Origin of the sequence: Kineothrix sp. IPX-CK (assembly GCF_039134705.1) — a bacterium.
In the GTDB taxonomy this organism is placed as follows: Bacteria; Bacillota; Clostridia; order Lachnospirales; family Lachnospiraceae; genus Kineothrix; species Kineothrix sedimenti.
Map to the genome: position 1 here is coordinate 1,775,351 of NZ_CP146256.1, position 20,516 is coordinate 1,795,866.

At 42.3% G+C, this 20,516-nt stretch carries 17 protein-coding genes and 2 tRNA genes; 16 read left to right on the forward strand and 3 right to left on the reverse strand.

The genetic code is table 11. The features are described 5' to 3' along the window. Positions 1 to 80 precede the first annotated feature (80 nt). From V6984_RS08345 to V6984_RS08360, 4 genes are all read left to right on the forward strand, one after another. Complete coding sequence (locus tag V6984_RS08345) at positions 81 to 737, forward strand: epoxyqueuosine reductase QueH (protein ID WP_342759320.1); 657 nt, start codon at positions 81 to 83, stop codon at positions 735 to 737. Positions 738 to 915: 178 nt separating this feature from the next. Next, positions 916 to 2,682, forward strand: a complete 1,767-nt coding sequence (gene argS / locus V6984_RS08350) for an arginine--tRNA ligase (protein WP_342759321.1) — start codon at positions 916 to 918, stop codon at positions 2,680 to 2,682. A 152-nt stretch (positions 2,683 to 2,834) separates the two neighbouring features. Further along, positions 2,835 to 2,907 (forward strand) — tRNA-Val (locus tag V6984_RS08355). Positions 2,908 to 2,915: 8 nt separating this feature from the next. Further along, positions 2,916 to 2,989 (forward strand) — tRNA-Met (locus V6984_RS08360). A gap of 341 nt (positions 2,990 to 3,330) precedes the next feature. Here the strand turns inward: V6984_RS08360 and feoB are convergent. Together feoB and V6984_RS08370 are read right to left on the reverse strand one after the other, a co-directional pair. Further along, a complete protein-coding gene (gene feoB / locus V6984_RS08365) occupies positions 3,331 to 5,484 on the reverse strand; it encodes a ferrous iron transport protein B (protein ID WP_342759322.1) in 2,154 nt (717 codons plus the stop codon). Between the two features lie 123 nt (positions 5,485 to 5,607). Further along, positions 5,608 to 5,847, reverse strand: coding sequence for a FeoA family protein (locus V6984_RS08370; protein WP_342759323.1), 240 nt, complete (start codon positions 5,845 to 5,847; stop codon positions 5,608 to 5,610). A 430-nt stretch (positions 5,848 to 6,277) separates the two neighbouring features. Here V6984_RS08370 and V6984_RS08375 point away from each other — a divergent pair, with 430 nt between their 5' ends. The 5 genes from V6984_RS08375 (at position 6,278) to V6984_RS08395 (ending at position 10,578) form a co-directional block, all read left to right on the forward strand. Next, entirely contained in the window at positions 6,278 to 7,153 is an 876-nt protein-coding gene (locus V6984_RS08375; protein ID WP_342759324.1) for a MerR family transcriptional regulator, read from the forward strand. After that, complete coding sequence (locus tag V6984_RS08380) at positions 7,150 to 8,127, forward strand: serine hydrolase domain-containing protein (protein ID WP_342759325.1); 978 nt, start codon at positions 7,150 to 7,152, stop codon at positions 8,125 to 8,127. Before V6984_RS08375 ends, V6984_RS08380 begins: the two co-directional genes overlap by 4 nt. Positions 8,128 to 8,288: 161 nt before the next feature. Continuing rightward, positions 8,289 to 8,936, forward strand: a complete 648-nt coding sequence (locus V6984_RS08385; protein WP_342759326.1) for a hypothetical protein — start codon at positions 8,289 to 8,291, stop codon at positions 8,934 to 8,936. Between the two features lie 20 nt (positions 8,937 to 8,956). Then, complete coding sequence (locus V6984_RS08390) at positions 8,957 to 10,108, forward strand: aldo/keto reductase (protein WP_342759327.1); 1,152 nt, start codon at positions 8,957 to 8,959, stop codon at positions 10,106 to 10,108. A 65-nt stretch (positions 10,109 to 10,173) separates the two neighbouring features. Next, complete coding sequence (locus V6984_RS08395) at positions 10,174 to 10,578, forward strand: hypothetical protein (RefSeq protein ID WP_342759328.1); 405 nt, start codon at positions 10,174 to 10,176, stop codon at positions 10,576 to 10,578. A 58-nt stretch (positions 10,579 to 10,636) separates the two neighbouring features. Here the strand turns inward: V6984_RS08395 and V6984_RS08400 are convergent, their stop codons facing one another. Beyond that, positions 10,637 to 10,807 (reverse strand): hypothetical protein, encoded by a 171-nt coding sequence (locus tag V6984_RS08400; RefSeq protein ID WP_342759329.1) that lies wholly within the window; start codon positions 10,805 to 10,807, stop codon positions 10,637 to 10,639. Between the two features lie 195 nt (positions 10,808 to 11,002). On the opposite strand from V6984_RS08400, the gene V6984_RS08405 reads away from it, so the two are divergent. From V6984_RS08405 to V6984_RS08435, 7 genes are all read left to right on the forward strand, one after another. Next, positions 11,003 to 12,151 (forward strand): aldo/keto reductase, encoded by a 1,149-nt coding sequence (locus tag V6984_RS08405; protein ID WP_342759330.1) that lies wholly within the window; start codon positions 11,003 to 11,005, stop codon positions 12,149 to 12,151. A 117-nt stretch (positions 12,152 to 12,268) separates the two neighbouring features. After that, positions 12,269 to 14,038, forward strand: coding sequence for a sensor histidine kinase (locus V6984_RS08410; RefSeq protein WP_342759331.1), 1,770 nt, complete (start codon positions 12,269 to 12,271; stop codon positions 14,036 to 14,038). Next, the gene (locus tag V6984_RS08415; RefSeq protein ID WP_342759332.1) at positions 14,029 to 15,642 is read left to right on the forward strand and encodes a response regulator transcription factor; all 1,614 of its coding nucleotides are present in this window, start codon (positions 14,029 to 14,031) and stop codon (positions 15,640 to 15,642) included. Before V6984_RS08410 ends, V6984_RS08415 begins: the two co-directional genes overlap by 10 nt. Positions 15,643 to 15,832: 190 nt before the next feature. Continuing rightward, positions 15,833 to 17,167 (forward strand): ABC transporter substrate-binding protein, encoded by a 1,335-nt coding sequence (locus V6984_RS08420; protein WP_342759333.1) that lies wholly within the window; start codon positions 15,833 to 15,835, stop codon positions 17,165 to 17,167. A gap of 26 nt (positions 17,168 to 17,193) precedes the next feature. Beyond that, positions 17,194 to 18,078, forward strand: coding sequence for a carbohydrate ABC transporter permease (locus tag V6984_RS08425; RefSeq protein WP_342759334.1), 885 nt, complete (start codon positions 17,194 to 17,196; stop codon positions 18,076 to 18,078). Next, the gene (locus tag V6984_RS08430; RefSeq protein ID WP_342759335.1) at positions 18,075 to 18,923 is read left to right on the forward strand and encodes a carbohydrate ABC transporter permease; all 849 of its coding nucleotides are present in this window, start codon (positions 18,075 to 18,077) and stop codon (positions 18,921 to 18,923) included. The genes V6984_RS08425 and V6984_RS08430 overlap by 4 nt, the downstream gene beginning before the upstream one ends. 38 nt (positions 18,924 to 18,961) lie before the next feature. After that, complete coding sequence (locus V6984_RS08435; protein WP_342759336.1) at positions 18,962 to 20,356, forward strand: glycosyl hydrolase family 32; 1,395 nt, start codon at positions 18,962 to 18,964, stop codon at positions 20,354 to 20,356. Positions 20,357 to 20,516 lie beyond the last annotated feature (160 nt).

The window sequence follows — 20,516 nt, forward strand, 5'->3', positions numbered from 1 at the left end:
TGATACCGCTCTTTTGCGGCAGCCCTTTTTTGAGCTGGTTTTATTCCTTCAATAGATTTTGGAAGGAGAACGAAATTATTATGGTAAATTACGCAAAAGAATTGGATAAAATAATAGAAGAACGGATCAAAGATGGAGATGGTAAGAGAAAAACGATTCTTCTTCATAGCTGTTGTGCGCCATGCAGCAGCTACGTAATGGAGTATTTGCGCGAATATTTCGATGTTACGGTTTTTTACTATAATCCCAACATTACGGAGGATGCGGAATATCGGAAGAGGGTTGAGGAACAGAAGCGATTAATAGCAGAATATAACAGGCAGGTGGAGGAAGGAGTATTTAAAAATATGTATTCCACACTCCGTGCACATAAAATCGAAGTGATAGAGGGCGATTATGAGCCGGAAAGCTTCTATCGTATCGTCAAAGGCTTGGAGCGCTGCCCGGAGGGCGGAGAGAGGTGTTTATTGTGCTATGAGCTGCGGCTTCGAAAAACCGCGCAGTTCGCTGCGAGGAAGGGGTTTGATTATTTCACTACGACGCTTACGATAAGTCCGATGAAAAATGCAGAAAAATTAAATGAAATCGGTGAACTTATGGGAAGAGAATACGGGGTTTCTTTTTTGCCCTCGGATTTTAAGAAGAAAAATGGGTATAAGAGGTCGGTTGAACTGTCCGGGCTGTTCGGGCTGTATAGACAAGATTATTGCGGCTGTGTTTATTCCCGCAAGCAATGAGCCAAGCGCAGGCTTGCTTGCATTTGGCGAATGCAGCGAGGGTCAAATATTCTGCAGTTTGCTACGGGAGATTCGACCCTAAGAACAAATTGGCATTGCGAAAATAAGAACGAGATGATAGTATATATAGATGTGAGATGAGGGGTGACTTCACCCGGTGAAGGAAGGAAGAAATGTAATGAATAAAATTCTTGATGTAATATCAGATGAGATGAAGCGTGCTTTTTTATCGGCAGGATATGCGGAAGAACTGGGGAAAGTCACATTGTCGAATCGCCCCGATTTGTGTGAGTATCAATGCAATGGAGCGATGGCAGGCGCGAAGCAGTATAAAAAGGCGCCGATTATCATAGCGCAAGAAGTGGCGCAGAAGTTAAATAACAGTAATATATTCGAAGAAGTGAGTGCAGTAAATCCCGGCTTCTTAAATTTAAAGCTGAAACCGGAATTTTTGAAGGATTATTTGAACCAGATGGCGCATTCTCCTAAATTCGGATTGGATATGCCAAAGTCTCCCAGGAAAATAGTGATTGATTATGGCGGACCGAATATAGCGAAGCCTTTGCATGTGGGTCATCTCCGTTCTGCCATTATCGGCGAGAGCATAAAGCGTATCGCGCGGTATGCGGGACACGAGGTAATCGGGGATATTCATCTGGGCGACTGGGGTCTGCAAATGGGATTGATTATTACGGAGCTCCAGGAACGTTACCCGGAGCTGGTATATTTCGATGAAGCTTTCAAAGGAGAATACCCTAAGGAGGCACCTTTTACTATTTCGCAGCTGGAAGAAATCTATCCTACGGCCAGCAGCAAGTCTAAGGAGGACGCTTCTTATAAGGCGAAGGCTATGGATGCGACATTCAGGCTTCAGAGCGGAGTCAGAGGATATCGCGCTCTTTGGCAGCATATCGTTAATGTCTCAGTAATGGATTTAAAGAAAAATTACCGCAATCTTAACGTAGAATTCGACCTATGGAAGGGTGAATCCGACGTTCATGATCTGATTCCCCACATGGTAGAGGATATGAAGGAAATGGGATATGCATACATCAGCGATGGCGCGCTGGTGGTGGATGTTAAGGAAGAATCGGATACGAAAGAGATTCCTCCCTGCATGATCTTGAAATCCGACGGGGCTTCCCTTTATAATACTACGGATCTGGCAACCATTATGGAGCGTATGAATCGGATACATCCTGATGAGATTATTTATGTGGTGGATAAGCGTCAGGATTTATATTTTGAGCAGGTATTCCGCTGTGCAAGGAAAACAAAGCTGGTACAGCCGGAGACGAAGCTGTATTTTCTGGGATTCGGTACGATGAACGGTAAGGATGGCAAGCCTTTTAAGACGAGAGAAGGCGGCGTGATGCGATTAGAATCCCTGCTTTCGGAAATCAATGAAGAAATGTATGGAAAAATCACGGAGAACCGTTTGGTGCCGGAAAAAGAGGCGAAGGAGACCGCCCGCGTGGTGGCTCTGTCTGCGATAAAATACGGAGATTTGTCCAACCAGGCGTCAAAGGACTATATTTTCGATATGGACAGGTTTACCTCCTTTGAAGGGGATACGGGTCCATATATTTTGTATACTATCGTGCGCATTAAGTCCATTTTAACGAAGTACAAGGAAATGGGAGGTTCGCTGGTGGAAGCAGCGCTTCAGGAGCCATTGGGAGAAGCGGAAAAGAGTCTGATGCTTCAGCTCGTAAGCTTCAATGCTATGATGGAAAGCGCTTATGAAGAGATTGCGCCTCATAGAGTGTGTGCTTATATTTATGACCTAGCGAATGCGCTTAACCACTTTTATCATGAGACGAAGATCCTGACTGAAGAGGATACTGTCAGGAAAGAAGGCTTTATAGCACTTCTTGTATTAACACGGGATGTGCTGGAGACATGTATCGATGTGTTAGGTTTCCAGGCGCCGGAAAGAATGTGATAAAATCTTCCGGTACAGGAATTGTCAGGAAGAATCAGATTATTAAAAATAATCAAAAATTTTGCTAAAAAGTTTCAGAAAATCTCTTGACAAGCTGGGGGATAAAATTGTATACTAGCAAAGCGGGTTGCGGAAAGTGACCTGACAAATGTGGGATCTTAGCTCAGCTGGGAGAGCATCTGCCTTACAAGCAGAGGGTCATAGGTTCGAGCCCTATAGGTCCCATATTATATGGCGAGATAGCTCAGTTGGCTAGAGCATACGGTTCATACCCGTAGTGTCGAGGGTTCAAATCCCCCTCTCGCTACTCATGGAGATGCTAGAAAACACGATGTTTTCGGCATTTCTTTTTATTTTAAATAAAAAGAATAGTCGTTTTACATCGTTTTGAGCCATTTAATATCGAAATATATGAGGTCAAAATGCAAGGGCAGTTTGAACCTAATTTTGTACATTGGGAATGTCGGTAAGGGATAACTTAAGAGACTTTTAAGTAAAAGATACAGAATTATAAGAACAGAATATAGTGTAAATAATAGCCAGAGAGGAAAGGTAAATTCCAATCTGGCTATTACATCTTACTGATAATTATTACATAAATTATGTTTCTTTTTGTTCTACAAGCATTATGTAATTTCCCGCTGCCTTTTACACAAGCCTAAACAGACGGGCGATGTTTGCCACAATCAAGCAAACGACGATCCCTGTCATAGTCGGGATAGCAAAAGATATCAGTGTCCATTTGAGGCTCTGAGTTTCTTTTTTAATGGTAAGACAAGTGGTCCCACAGGGCCAGTGCATCAGTGAGAAAAGCATTGTGCAAACTGCTGTGAGCCAAGTCCATCCATGGCTTACAAATAAGGCATGTAAGTCGGATAGATTTTCCAGATCAGTAAGTGTTCCCGTTGCCATGTAACTCATGATGATGATCGGTATAACAATTTCATTTGCTGGGAAGCCCAGAATAAATGCCATCAAGATATAGCCATCTAGTCCGAGAAGTCTTGCGAAAGGGTCAAGAAATCCGGCACAGTGAGCGAGCAAGCTCAGGTCTCCGACATGAATATTCGCAAGGATCCATATGATAAGTCCAGCGGGCGCTGCGACAATAACTGCCCTGCCTAACACGAAAAGTGTCCTGTCAAAAATGGATCGAACGATGACCCTTCCAATCTGAGGGCGCCTGTAAGGTGGAAGCTCCAGATTGAAGGAGGAAGGAACTCCTTTCAGTATCGTTTTTGACAAAAGCTTTGAAATGAGTACTGTCATTGTTACGCCTAGGACAATCACTCCTGTTAGAATAAGTGTGGATGTAATGGACTGAAATAACCCTCCCATGGTTCCTGCCAAAAACGTTGTGATAATTGCAATCAAAGTAGGAAACCTTCCATTGCAGGGTACAAAGTTGTTGGTGATAATTGCGATCAACCTCTCACGGGGTGAATCAATGATGCGGCAGCCAATAATACCTGCGGCGTTGCAGCCGAATCCCATGCACATGGTGAGTGCCTGCTTGCCATGAGCGCAAGCTTTCCGAAAAAAATTGTCAAGATTAAAGGCTATGCGGGGTAGATATCCCAAATCTTCCAATAAAGTAAACAATGGAAAAAAGATTGCCATAGGAGGTAACATAACGGATATAACCCAAGCAAGTGTCCGGTAAATACCATCGACAAAAATACTACGAAGCCATTCAGGCGCTGATACCCACAGGAAAAAATTAGAAATAGGTTTTTCTAGTGAGAATAGGCCCGTGGCGAGGAGGCTCGATGGAACATTTGCGCCTGAAATAGTAATCCAGAACACACAAAAAAGCAGTACGATCATAATAGGAATACCGGTCAGTTTTGAAGTTAGGATTTTATCGATTTTACGGTCCCGTTCGGCATATTTCTTTTCTTCAAAAGTAATTGTTTCATTGCTGATATTTTCGCATGTTTTAATAATTTCTGTTACGATCAGATCCCTAAACTGATCAAGTGGGATTCCTGAGGCATCCAATAAGTCTCTGGCCTTAGCTACTTTTTGCAATATTTTTTCGTTTTGCATCAGATCGTAGCCAAGATAGGTCTTCAATGACTGAAGTATACTTTCATCCCCGTCGAGCAGCTTGTATGCCACCCATCGACTGCTGACGCATTCCTGCAAAGCTTCTGATACTTCGGGTTCTATTAAGGAAGCGGCATTTTCGATTTCATCAGTGTAAGTGATGCGCAACGGTTTTGTTACAAAAGAACCGTTTGTAAGAGAAGTTACCAAATCCATCAGTTGGTCGAGCCCCTCTCCTGATCTTGCGTTTGTTCCGACTACCGGAATGCCTAATCGGGAAGCAAGCAAATTCAAATTTATATTGATTTTTTTCTTTTTTGCCTCGTCCATTAGGTTTACGCATAGTATGACTTTATCCGTTATCTCCATAGTCTGAAGAACCAGATTAAGATTTCGTTCCAGACATGTAGCGTCGGCAACGACCACCACGGCATCTGGTTCTCCGAAACAGATAAAATCCCGGGCAATTTCCTCCTCAGTAGAGTTAGCCATCAGTGAATAAGTACCTGGAATATCGACCATGATAAAATTATTACCCTTGTGCCGATACTTGCCCTGCGCATTTACGACAGTTTTTCCGGGCCAGTTGCCCGTATGCTGATTGAGTCCCGTCAAACTGTTAAAAACGGTACTTTTCCCGACGTTTGGATTGCCCGCGAGCGCAACGATTTTATCCCGCTGAGTTTCTTTTTCAATATTCAGTCCACAGTGTTTTAATACTTTCGCTCCGGTAGATGCGCTTGTTAGACCCATAAAATCCTCCTTTAATTATAAAGTGGAGGAACGAAAGAAGCACAAGAATTACATGCTTACATGTTATCCATTTTGGCAATTATATGTAGGTTGAAATTCTGTCTGCTATCGCTCCACTTAATCTTACCGCGTTGATACCATGATTTTTTCCGATACGTCGGTCCGTAGTGCGATTACAGCTCCTCTTATGAAATAGGCTACCGGATTACCGGAAGGACTTCTATAGAGAGGTTCAATTTCGGTACCGTCGATGATGCCAAGGTCAAGCATACGCCGTCTTACCGTGCCATCAGAAGTCAATGTTACAACATTTGCTTTTTTGCCTATCGGCAACTGATTAAGAGAAATTTGATTGTTATTCATTAAGACATCCTCCCGATATTAATTAGCGTTGGGGAAGAAAGTTTCCCTACACTAATATATGGCTCTTAAACTAAAACTGTTACGACTATAATAAATTAAATAAAATTTTTAGGGGATGATTCTATGAGTGGCAATTAAAAATTTTGATTTCAGGACAGTCCGGGGGTATCAGCTTGTAAATCAGCGTGAAGGACAACTTACTCATGAACTGGTAGAATATCTTTTAAATAGGCATGGAACAGTATAAAAATTCTTGAAATTGTTTGGAAGCTTTAATACGCTTGAAGAAACAGAGGTTTTTGTACAAAATATTCTATAACTATGCAGATATATCTTATTATGTTACCTTTATTGTATATCATGCAGACGTTATATCATTGACTTTGCCCTAAGGGGAAGGTGTAAGGTAAAGGCAGACATATAAGATACGATGAAAGGAAGACAGTCTATGTTATCAATTGGTGAGTTTTCAAATATATGTAAGGTGTCTGCAAAGACACTTCGTTATTACGCTGAAATAGGGCTTATCATACCGGATGAAATCAACCCAGAAAACGGTTATAGATATTATTCCATCGAACAATTGGAAAAGATGTTATTTATCAATCGTTTAAAGTCATACAATTTCTCTTTAGAAGAAATCAAAGCAATACTGAAATCGGAAGAATTAATGGATGATAAACTTTTTGCGGCACTTACCGGGAAGAAAAGAGAAATTGAGAAACAGGTACAGGAATTTGAAAAAACTTTAGACCAGATAAATGATGATATATCCAATTTAAAAGTAGGAAAATCGATTATGTCATATCTGGAAAACATTGATGTTCAGCTTGTAGAAGTACCAATGATGTATCTTTTGTTTATCCGAAAAATGGTTCATGAATACGATTATCCGGAAGAATATGGTAATTGTTTTAGTAAATTATTCAGGAGGATTGCAGACGACAAGTTAACTATGCTTTCCCCGCCAATGGTACTTTTCCATAGCACAGAATTTACTCCGTCTGGTTTAGATACTGAATTTGCTGTTCCGGTAAAAGAGTATGTTACTGGGACGAGAGATTTTTATCCGGGACTATGCTTGAAAACGGTTGTGTATGGTTCTTATTCCGCCCTATCCTCCGTATACACAAAACAACGTGAATGGGCGGAAAAAGAAGGTTATGAATGCAGCAATGCTCTCTATGAAGTATATGTAACCGATCCTTCTGAGGTTTCAAAAGAAAGTGAACTTATAACGGAAGTTTATTACCCCGTTAAAAAGAAGCAAGAAAGGCAATGCGCGCAAAAGGAGAAATTTATATGAATCGAGAAAAAGTGACAGAGTTAGAAAATAAAATAAACAATAACTATAGCAATATTGCAGGTATAGTTGTACTGAAAGGCGGTAAGACACTATATGAGAATTATTTTAACGAATGTACTGCTGCTAGCCGAATACACGTTTATTCCGTAACCAAAAGTATTGTTTCCATATTGATTGGAATTGCCATGGACAAAGGATATATCAAAAGCAGCAACGAGAAAGTATTGGATTTTTTTCCGGATTACATAGTTAAAAAAAGAGAAAAGACAATACAAGGTGTCACATTTGAAAATTTGCTGACAATGACAGCTCCGTATAAATATAAGTTCGCACCCTATATAAAGTATTTCACAAGTGATGACTATGTAAGATTTTCGCTCGATCTATTAGGCGGCAGGGAGCAGATAGGAAAATTTAGATACGCTCCCCTCATAGGGCCGGATATCTTGTCAGGTATTCTTGTAAAAGCGACCGGGAAGTCTGTGTTTGATTTCGCAACAGAAAATTTATTCTCGCCACTGGGAATTACTGTTGAGAACAATGTGATTTTTCATAGTAAAGAGGAACAACTGGCATTTAATAAAGCAAAAGATATCAGCGGTTGGGTTGTCGACCCGTCGGGAGTAAATACAGCAGGATGGGGGCTTACTTTGACTCCTATGGATATGGCGAAAATAGGCCAGTTGTACTTATCCGGCGGAATATGGGAAGATAAACGGATTGTATCAAAGAAGTGGATAGAAGAGAGTACAAAGGAACACAGCAGATGGGAAAAACTCGATCTGGCATATGGATATTTATGGTGGATCCATGAGGATGGCTATGCAGCGATGGGAGATGGAGGAAATGTCATCTATGTCAATACAAAGAAAAGCATGGTGATTTCAATTGCAGCTCTTTTTAGGCCGAATGTTAAGGATAGGATAGAATTTATTAAAGAATATATCGAACCGATATTTGAGAATTGCGTATAATGAATTTTAAATTTCTTATTATTTTTCTATAAAAAAATTGTTTTTACAAAGAGGAAGTGTTATGGTTAGATATACAGAAAAAGAAGAACTGCATGACATAGTTTACAGGTTGGGAAAGTAAGTATGCCGCAGGGACTACAGTCAGAAAAGGTGGTAGTGCGATGGATGTAACGACACAGGCCTTAAGGGATACATCGATACGTTATCCCGAACGGCTTCATATTCATAAAGGAAGTGCGGTTTCCTATGGAGCTCATCAAATATGGTATCCGGGGTGGATTCAGCGGATGAGCGGATGCGGTCCGACGGCAGCATCCAATTTATTATGGTATCTGGCAGCCACCAGACCGGAGGACTGCGGCGGACTTTATGACGGAGACGGAACGAGCTATGCGGGAATGCTGCGTCTGATGGAGGAGGTATGGAACTATGTAAAGCCGGGCGTACGGGGTGTAGACAGACCTTCTATTTTTATTGATGGAGCAATCGGTTTTGGACTAAAGCATGAAATAGCTTTGAAGGCCAGACTTTTAGAGGTTCCTCAAGGAGAAAAGGAGCGTCCCGGTATGGAAACGGTATTGGAGTTTCTGACCTTGGCTTTTTTAGACAATTTGCCGGTGGCTTTTTTAAATTTATCGAATGGAGCGGTGAGAAACCTCGATAATTGGCACTGGGTAACACTAGTATCCACGGATAGGGACTTGAAAGCACAGATGTACGATCAGGGGAGAAAGCAGATCATCGATGTGAACCTATGGCTTTCTACTACTGCCGGCGGAGGTGCTTTTGTCGCATTAGAACCGCTTTAAAATATAAAGGAGGGCTTATCATGCAGTATAGAACAAATCCTAAGAACGGCGAAAAGATTTCCGCCTTAGCTTTCGGTTGTATGCGGTTTAACAAGGATGAGAAGGAAGTAGAGAGGCAGATCCGCTATGCCATTGAACAAGGCGTGAATTATTTCGATACTGCGTATATTTATCCCAACAGCGAGGCTACTCTTGGAAGAATACTCGCCAAGGACGGGATGCGGCAGAAGGTTAATATTGCGACTAAGCTTCCTCATAACAATGCAAGAAAATATAGCGATTTAGACCGTATTTTCGGTACGCAGCTGGAGCGGCTGCAAACGGATCATGTCGATTATTACCTGATACATATGCTGGGGAACGTGAGGTCGTGGAAGAGGCTTAGAGATATTGGAATCGAAAAGTGGATAGATGAAAAGAAAGCTTCCGGGGCCATCCGTAATCTCGGTTTTTCCTTCCATGGACCGCAAAATGAGTTTTTGGCACTGTTAGACGAATATGACTGGGATTTCTGCATGATTCAATATAACTACTGCGATGAAAACAATCAGGCAGGAAAGGCTGGCCTTAAGCGTGCCGGAGAGAAGGGGATTCCTGTTATGATTATGGAGCCCTTGCGAGGAGGCACTCTCGCCAATCCGAAAGCATCTATCCGAGATATATGGCAGCAGGCTGATGTGAAGCGTTCTCCTGCGGAATGGGGATTTCGCTGGGTGCTCGATCATGCTCAGGTGTTGGCAGTGTTGTCGGGAATGAATGAAATGGAGCAGCTGGAGGAGAATGTGAGGACCTTTTCCGATGCGACAGCCGGTTCTCTCACGGAAGCGGAGCTGGAAGTGTACGAAAAGGTGAAAACCGAAATCCAGCGTTCCATGAAGGTGCCCTGCACCGGCTGCGGCTATTGTATGCCCTGCCCGAAGGGCGTAGACATTCCTAGCAGCTTCTCGGCACTGAACGATGCGGCAAGCCGCGGGAGAATAATGTCCAAAGCCATGTATATTATGACTACCGGAGGCAACAGTGCTTCCCAATGTGTAAAATGCGGCAAGTGTCAGACTCATTGCCCGCAAAGCATACCCATTCCTGAAAAGCTCGAGCAGGTAAAAAAGGAGCTGGAGGGCATAACATATAAGCCTATGCGCTATTTTATAAGAAGATTTCTGGGTGTTTGAGAAGGCAGGAAGTTTAAATGTCACTAAAAAGGACTTGCGGAATCATGAAGAAACCAGGGAATATTATGGATAATAACACAAAAAGGAAATTTACAGAGGCACTTAAGGTAGTGTCTTCCTTTATTGGCAGATGTGAAAAAATGCAAGGAAAGTTCGAGGAAGGTACCTCTCAGCATACACTTCTTGGAAACCGTATAAAGGCGCTGTATATTTCGCAGGCGCTGATAAAGGATGTACTGACGCAAGAATCTGAGCCGGAGGGCGAGTGCCTTGCGAATAACTATACGGAAGAGGATTTGAAAAATGCACTTCCTCCGGTGACTTCGATTATCAACAAATGTGAAAAGGCGCAGGGAAAATTTGAGGAAGGCACTTCGCAGTATATACGTTATAAAAATATGATAGGGCCGATGTATCTTTCGAAAGAATTGATCGAGGTTACGCTCGCTCACAGACTATTCGTTCGATAGATGTATAGTTAAAAAAATGGAGAGTTACTTTAAATATTTGGGTACCTCTCCGTTTTTATTATGCCACGTTATAAATCTTCACATCAGGTTCCCCGTTCCAGAGAGGCTTTAATCTGAGGAATACATTGTCCTGAAGCATGGAGCTGGATAAGTAAGTCAGGGTATTCTTCATGCTGTCGAAGTCATGAAGAACCTGAACGTCTTCTTCCCGAATCAGCAGTACCTCCAATTACTTAAGTGCTCAAAAAACGTTAACTCTGGATTGATTCCATGCCTGGATTATCATATAATTAAGTTAGTTTTAAAAGCGATGAATTCAAAGGTGCGGTAAGAAATTCGAGAAAGAAAAAAGAGATACATATTCGCGGCTGGCATTTGATATTGCCATGTCCAATAGAAAAGGAGTGGAAGGAGAAGGGGAAGTATGAAGTATAGGAAATTGGGGAAAACGGGGATGGAGGCCGGTATTATTGGTCTGGGAACAGAGCATCTGGATGGGAAGGAATATGAGGTCGTGAAGGAAACCCTCGATGCAGCTTTGGAAAATGGCATAAATATGATGGACGTGTTCATGCCGGGCAGCGATATTCGCCAGAAAATCGGCAAAGCCATAAAGGGTAATCGGGATAAGTTCATGCTTCAGGGTCATATCGGCTCGACGGATATAAATTATCAGTATGATATTTCAAGAGATCTTGCGACCTGCAAGAAGTATTTCGAAGGGCTGCTGACTGATTTGGGTACCGACTATATTGATTTTGGAATGCTCTTTTTTATCGATAGTGAACAGCATTTCGACGAAGTATTTCATTCTGATATCGTACGTTATGCGAAAGGCTTGAAACAAAAGGGAATAATAAGAGGAATAGGCGCCAGTTCCCATAATCCTGTTATTGCTAAAAAAGTGGTGGAAACGGGAATTGTTGATTTGCTGATGTTCAGCATTAATCCTGCGTTCGATATGATTCCGGCAGATGTGGACGCACTGAATACTCTGAGCGAGGGTTTTGACACAAGCAGGATGCTGGAAATCGATAAAAAGCGGCTGGAGCTTTATAAGACATGTGAAAAGCTGGATATTCCTATCACGGTAATGAAGACACTGGGCGGCGGAAAGCTGCTTTCCAGGGAGCAGACCCCTTTTTCTAAACCCCTTACAGTAAACCAGTGCATTCATTATGCGCTTACAAGACCTGCGGTGGCCAGCGTTATGGTGGGCTGTCAGAGCAGAAAACAAATAGAAGAGGCGGTTTCTTATTTGGATGCAGATCCGGCCGGGTTGGATTACACCGAGGTGATTCGGGGAATGAACAGCGATTTCAAGGGAAGCTGCGTTTATTGCAATCACTGTCAGCCCTGCCTAGCAGGAATAGATATTGCGGCGGTCACCAAATATCTGGATATTGCCGTCATGGATAAGAGTGCGGCAGATAAAGGAATCGGGCAGCATTACAGAGAGCTGTCCTCACACGCTTCCGATTGTATCGAATGCGGGAGCTGCGAAGGGAAATGTCCGTTTTCGGTTCCGGTAATAGAGAATATGAAAACTGCGGAGGCAGTTTTCGGAGTATAACGATTAGGAAAACAGCCATAGATTTGCCATAAGAAGGGGAGCAGATATATCACAGGATGATTATCTGCTCATTTTATATCATATTGGATTCGAAGATGGGAAAGTGAGAGAGTGTTAATGAAAAAATGGTTTGTCAATTTGAATATTAGAAGCAAATTTCTATATTGTTTTGTGGGAATAACAATCACGTTTTTATTGGTGATTGCCATATTGCTTTATTCCGTTGCTGCGAACATGATATTGGACCAGACGATAGAACAGTCACAGGAAACCATAAGGGAATTATCTTTGAATATCGATCATTATTTCAATTTGGTACAGAATTCTTTCGAATACATAGCGAGCAATAATAATGTGCAGGCTGAGCTGACCAGTACGGATCCGTTTCGTTCGGACGGAAAAGAGGTATTCAGCTATTTTTCCATACCGGGACAAATCAGGAGGCTGCTGCTGCAAATGTATTCCAGTGTTTATATGAACGACATAAATCTATATGGATATAACGGAGCAAGCTACGTGCTTCAAAACGGTTATTCCGATATCGTGTATGACGAAGCGGAGATAGAAAGCTATGCCAAGGAAGGGAACGGAAAGTGTGTTTTCTATAATGACGAAGAAGAGACGGGACATATACATGTGGCGAAGCTTATCAAAGATTCTCTGACGATGGAACCCATAGGAATTCTGCAGGCCTCTATTAAGGTCAGCTATCTGGACAAGATGACGGAAAAGGTGAAGCTTGCCACAAACGGAAAAATAATACTGTTAGACAACAATCGTCAGGCGATTATCAACGATTTGGGCGTGGATACGATCGATTTGGAGTCTTATGTAAAAGAGAATTCAGGCGCTTTTATTTATACGACAGAGGAAGGAAAATATTGGTGCGTCTATCAGGTAAGCTCAACAACGCATTTCATATTAATCGGCCTGATTCCCGTAAGTTATATCCATCAAGGATTAAAGGACTTTCAGCGGATAACGGCTATGGTAATAGTTATCGGCATCATCGTCTGTTTCATGCTTTCGAAAAAGTTAGCCAAGCTCATCGTGGAGCCTATTGAAAAAACGAGTGTAGCTATGCGGCAATTTGCAGACGGCGATTTTACGATACGCCTGCCGGAAGGAAGAACGGATGAAATCGGTAATATGAATACGGTGTTTAACCATACGATTGTCCAGGTGGAGACACTTTTGAAAAAAGTGGTGGGAGCAGAGGCTATCAGCAAGGATATGGAGTTTAAAGCGTTGCAGGCACAGATAAATCCTCATTTTCTTTATAACGTGCTGGATACGATCAACTGGATGGCCAGGAAGAAGGGGGAGGAGAATATCTGCCATATGGTAACTGCAATCAGTAATCTTATGAGAGGCAGTATCAGCAATAAGAAAAGTATGGTTTCGCTGAAGGAGGAAATGAATTATGTGCGCGATTACATTTACATACAGGAAACCAGATATAAAGACCGGTTTAACACTTATTTTTATATGGAAGAAAAACTGAACGAGTTTCAGATCCCGAAGATGACTATTCAGACCCTGGTGGAAAATGCAATCGTACATGGAGTGGAGAATGCCACTTGGGAATGTGAATTGACGATTTCTATAGAAAAAAGAGAAGACAGGGCATTTATATTAATTAAGGATACCGGAGTGGGTATAGAACCGGAAAAGTTAAAGAATCTCATGGAGAAGGGAGATGAAGAGGAGAAAACGGCGGAAAGGACTCATACCAATCTAGGCCTTTATGCGGTAAAGCAGCGGCTGAATTATGTATACAACGGTCAGGCACAGATAGAAATTGTATCCGAATTGGGAAAAGGTACAGAAATCCGCATTCTACTGCCGCTTGGAGAAATGAAAGAAGGAGACATTACATGGAATTAAGAATTATGATACTTGACGACGAGTATATCATTTTAGACGGGCTGTCTTCCTTTCCATGGGAAGCTTTCGGATGTACACTAACAGCCGCTGCAAGAAATGGAAATGAAGGGATGGAGAAGCTTCGGGAAGCAGCACCGGATATCATATTAAGCGATATCAAGATGCCGGGAATGGACGGATTGGAATTTTCCTCCAAAGCAAAAGAAATGTTTCCGGAGGTAACGATTATTCTTCTGACCGGATACGATAGCTTTGAGTTCGCCAAACAAGCGATTAGCACCGGGGTGAAGGAATATTTACTTAAACCCATCGACTACGATGTAATGAAACATACGATCGATAAAATTGCGGCAGAGGTAAGAGAGAATAAAAGACAAAATGATTATTTTCAAAACTTGAAAAGACACTTTAATAACTCGCTTCCTCTTTTAAGGGCACATTTCGTTTCCAATCTGCTTCATGGCAGGTTTCAGGGACGGAATGAGTTAAAGGCGCAGGAAAATTCTTTAAACATGAAGATCGATAAGTTTTTGGTTGCAGTGGGGAAAAAGGTAATAGGAGCGAAACGAATAGAAGAATGCGATAAGTGGATCGAAGAATTTGCTTATATCAATATATTTGAAGAAATCTTTGAGCGCTTTCATATCCGTGTGTTGAGCGATTACAGTATGGCGACGCTGGAATACAATTTCATTTTGCTGTTCAATCCGCAGGACAGGGAGGACGAATGTATTGACATGGCGCTAAAGGCTTGCAAAAAGATACAGGAGGAAGTGAAAAAATATTGCGGTGAGGTAATGAATTTCGGAATAAGTAATATATCACAGGATTGCTATGATGCCAGCAACCAGTACCGTAAGGCTCAGGAGGCATGCAGACAGTGCGTATATCTTGGAAACGATGTAATCTTGAAATATCAGGACATTCATTTTAAAAGCCGAAAGGAATTTAATATTACTACCGGAGAAAAGAGTCATCTCATGATGACGCTTTTTCAAGGGGAATTCCCTAAAGTGGAGGTAGAGCTCAAAGCGATTTTTGAAAAGACGGAATCGGATATCGGCAACAAGAAATTTTCCGCTATGGATTTACTGTTAAGCTGCATGAAATTTCCATACACCTGTGCGGTACAGAGCGATGTCAGTGACAAAGACTGGGATGTTTCGATTCTGCAGGATTCAATCGGTAAGATTGCGGAATGTAAAGATGTAGAGGAAATAGAAAGCTGCCTTCTGAGGAACTTTTCGACGCTTATCAAGCTAAATACGGAAAATGCGGACGAAAGAAATAAAATGCTGGTACAAAATATATTGAGCCATATCGAAAGCAATTATGCAAGTGATTTATCCATGGAAGAACTGACCGAACGGTTTCATGTGAGCAGGACCTATATCAGCCGGCTTTTGAAGAAATATGCGGGTAAGAGCTTTCTGGAATATTTAACGGATGTGCGGTTTAAAAATGTGGAGTGCTTTATGGCAGAGAATAAGTATAAGCAATATGAAATTGCTGAAATGGTAGGATATCGGGATTTCAGCTATTACATAAAAGTATTTAAACGCCGATATGGAATCACACCTAATGAATATAAAAAACATGTTTAATTTGAAGTAGGATACCATCGTTTGACAAGGTCACACACGGCATGTAAGACCTTGTCAAACGATGGTATTTGTGTTCAAAACAACTAAGTTGTGCACAAATGTCCTATTTTGCACCGTATTTTGGATTGAGAGTAAAGAAAGTGTAAGCTAAAATAAAGCTGCTAACAAAGAAAAACAAGGAGGATATAAAATGATGAAAAAGGTATTAGCATGGGTACTTACGGCAGCTATGACAGCGACAATGCTTATAGGATGCGGAAGTACGGGCGGACAAAACGCTACAGGCAGTGAGACCGCAAAGACGGGTGAAGTTGCTTCTCCAGAAGAAACCCAGGCAGGGGAGAGAACTAAAATAACGGCACTGTTTCGTGGAAGTGAATCGGGTGAGCAGTATATGATATTCGATTATTTGCTTTCTAATTATTGTGAAGAAAATGGTCTGGAATATGAAATCGAACTGGTGAATTCCGATGCGGATTATGTAACAAAATTACAGTTGTATATTAATTCCAATACACTTCCCGACATCTTTGGATGCGCAAACGGTTCTTTATCCGCCGCATGTAAGGATATCGATGCGCTGGTAGATATCGGAGCCGAACTGGATAGAAATGGCTATGCGGATAAGATGAACGGAGCGGTTGTCGATTTCCTGACGGATGCGGAGGATGGAAAGCAATATTTATTCCCTCAGGGACTTTACTGCGAATACTTTATGTACCGCAAAGATTTATTTGAAGCAGCAGGCATTGAAAATCCGCCTACCACATGGAAAGAGTTCGAAGCGGCTTGTGAGAAATTATCTGGAATCGGAGAGATTCCGGTTCTGGTGGCAGGTTCAGAAAATTGGTGCCTGATGAGATACCTATCCTTCCCGTCATGGAGAGTGACAGGTCCTGATTTCATTATGAATTATAATGCAGGCAATGAGAAGTTTTCTACCAATGAATCTCAGAAAGCGGGAGTTCAATTGCTATATGATCTGGGAACAAAAGGCTATTTCGAACCCGGATTCATGAGTGTAGATTATACTTCGGCAGCAGATTTGTTCTTTGGGGGAACGGGTGCTATCATGTACAGCGGTTCCGGGCAGATTTCCATGGCATCTGATATGTATGACAGCGGACAGCTTGGATTCTTCGCGGTACCGGATGTGGACGGAATGGAGAATATGTCTACTGACGTTCCGATTCACGCAGGATTTGCGGAAGCGTTCAACAAGGCTACGTATGATGAAACGATGCAGGATTTCTTCGATTATATGTGTGAGCATTATTCGGAGGCATGCTATAATCAGGCAAGCATTTTTTCACCCTTTAATGAAGAGATTCAAGATGGAATGCCTCAGCTTTTTTATGATTTGCAGCCGATGTTCGAAAATGCAGATCAGGCATGGGTATCATGGGATGATAAATTGAGTTCAGAGGTATTGACGAAAATAGTGGATGAACAGCAGAAGCTTGCACAGGGCTCTGTAACGCCGGAAGAATTTAACGCTACAGTAGATACCTTTATTCAAAAGTAAGGACGTTTAGAAAGGAACATATTTATATGCAGACGACTTTTGGCAAAAAATCCGTAATCATGACCTTTTTGCTTCCTGCTTTTCTCTTATATACGGTCATGGTCTTGGTATCCATTATCTGGGCGGGATATTACAGCTTCTTCGACTGGAGCGGTGTAGGTGAAATGACATTTGCCGGATTGAATAATTATATTACATTGCTTACATCGGACAGAGCATTCTGGGAAAGTGTATTGCATACGCTGATCTATACCGTAATCTGTGTGACGATACAGGTATTCGGCGGGTTGCTGTTTGCTATTTTTCTCACGAGAGTAACCCGATTCCGGGCTGGGCTGCAGACCTTATATTATGTGCCGGTAGTCATTTCCTCGGTGGCGCTTTGCCAGATTTTTTCCAAGCTTTTTTCGGTTACGCCCACCGGTGTTGTAAACGCTTTGCTTTCGCAGTTCAGTGATAAATTCATTTACATGGAGTGGATTTCAAATGCCGAGCTGGCGCTGTTCATGGCAGCCTTTGCGGAGGCATATAAGTACCTCGGGCTTTATATGGTTATTTTCTATGCAGCGCTAATCGGTGTGCCAAGTGATTTGACCGAGGCTGCAATTGTGGACGGAGCCGGCGTGTTCAGGCAATACTGGAACATTAAGATTCCGTACATCAAGCCGGTTATTATAGCAAACTGCGTACTTGTCTTAAATGGTTCGCTAAGGTCTTTTGAATTTTCTTATCTTCTGACAAAGGGCGGACCGGGAAGTGCTTCAGAACTGATGACTACCTATATGTATAAGCAGGCGTTTACCAGTCAGAAATATGGATATGGCAGCAGTGTTGCTATCATGATCGTGATGATCTGCCTGCTGATCGGATTTTTATTCAGACGATTTACGACGGATGGGGACGAAGCATGAAAAAAGAGATGAATACTAAAAAGCTGATATTTAAGATAATGAAATTTGCTGTGGCGGTATTTCTGCTTTTGCTCCAGGTATATCCTATCTTTTATGTGATAATGTCCAGTATGAAGACGAAGGAAGATTTCAGAAATCTGGCGTCCTATGAGCTGCCCTCCGCGCTGAACCTTAGTAATTACGTAAAAGTATTCACCCAGAGCCATATGCCGACTTATTTTCAAAACAGCATCATCGTTACTGTCGGAGTATTGATCCCTCTCGTTCTGATTTCCTTTATGGCGGGCTTTGCTCTGAGCAAAATTAAGTTTAAAGGAAGTAAATTTCTTCTGAATTTCTTCCTTCTGGGATTAATGATTCCTTTTCAGGTGGCATTGATTCCGCTATTTACCATATTTAACAGGCTGGGATTGATCGACAGCTACTTGGCCATTATACTGCCGCAGATTGCCTTTTCCCTGTCCTATTCCATACAGCTGTTTTATTCCTTCAGCAAGTTTATGCCGGATGAAATTATAGAGGCCTCCATTATAGACGGATGCTCTCCTATCAGAAGTTTTTTTTCCATCGTATTTCCGATGTCGACAAACTCTATTCTGACGGTTGCAACGATGCAGGGAGTGTTCTGCTGGAATGAATACATATGTGCTTATACCTTTACCAGGAGCACGGATATGAAAACAATTACCCTAGGCCTGAACGATTTTGTGGGAAGCTTCGGACTGACCGACTGGGGTGCCACCTTTGCGGCCATTACGGTAACGGTGCTGCCGACTTTCTTATTCTATTTCCTTTGCAGTAAGAAAATGCTGAGTGGAATGACCGCCGGGGCAGTGAAAGGGTAAAGATTCAACAAATGAAAATGATTGAGGAGACAATGAAGATGCACAAATTATATTATCAATTTCCTGAAACATGGTTTGGGGATTGCATGCCGTTCGGATACGGCGATAAGTTCTATCTGTATCATCAAAGAGATACGAGAAAGCCCGGTCCTTTCGGCGAACCCTTCGGCTGGGATCTTGCGACGACCTCAGATTTTGTAACTTATGAGGATATGGGCGTTGCAGTTCCGAGAGGGACGGACGGGGAACAAGACCAGTTTATTTTTGCCGGAAGCGTATTTGAGGCGGAGGGAAAATACCATATTTTCTATACAGGCTATAACAGGGATTACCCGAAGCTTGGAAAAGCATCACAGGTGCTCATGCACGCCTACAGCGACGATTTGCTGCACTGGACGAAATCCAGGGAAGAGCTGACCTTCTGCCCTCAGGAAGGGTATGACCCGGACGACTGGAGAGACCCGTGGGTGATATGGAATGAAGAAAAAGAAGAATATCTGTTGATTCTGGGTGCCAGAAAGACAGGGCCCAAGACGAGGCAGACGGGAAGAACTGTCAAATTCACCTCCAAGGACTTGAAAAACTGGAAGTTCGAGGGTGATTTCTGGGCGCCGGAACTTTATACCATGCACGAAATGCCTGACCTGTTTAAAATGGGAGATTGGTGGTATCACATCGTTACGGAGTACAGCGACAGAAGCAAGATGATTTATCGTATGAGCAAGAGTCTGGAAGGTCCGTGGCTGGCGCCGGAGGATGATGCTTTTGACGGTCGTGCATATTATGCCGGAAGGACTTTCTGCCTGAACGGACAGCGTATTTTATTCGGCTGGGTCCCTACCAAGGAGGACTGCGACGATAACAAGAACTTCCAGTGGGCCGGAACTTTTGTAGCCCATGAGGTATATCAGAGGGAAGACGGTACACTGGGAGTAAAGATTCCCGATACGGTTTGGAATGCGTTTCGGGACGAAAAAGCGGCGAAAGATTTTGAAATCAATACGCCGGGTGTACGAACAGAGACTGTTGTATTCCGAAATACCGGAGATATCTTTAAGTGGGAGGCAGATATCGAATTCGCTGCAGGAACTCGTTCTTTCGGAGTGAGGTTCTATGAAAACGAAGAAAATGCGGAGTCTTACCAATTTATCTTCCAGATACCGGAAAACCGCTATGTCTTTGAGAAGTGCCCGAATTGGCCGTGGCCGGCGAACCAGAATATCGGATTGGAACGGCCGATTGAGCTGGAAGCACACAGAAGTTATTATCTGCAGATGATTGTAGACGATACGATTGCTACTTTGTATGTAGACGGTGTGGCGCTGAATACCAGGATATATTCTAAAATGGGAGAGGCGTTATCCTTGTTTGCCACGGAAGGAAAGCTTACAGTTAAGAATTGCAGGCTGACCGCAGGTCTTAAAAACGAATAGTCTGTATTAAAAGTAAAATAGGAATGCCGTTTTATGGATAAATATCCATAGAGCGGCAATTCTTTTTATTGAGACTGTTTTACGGTAATCGAAAAATATACTTCAATAAATTCATTCCTATTTAATGAAAAGAATGCTATAATCATTTCACGGCGCTATA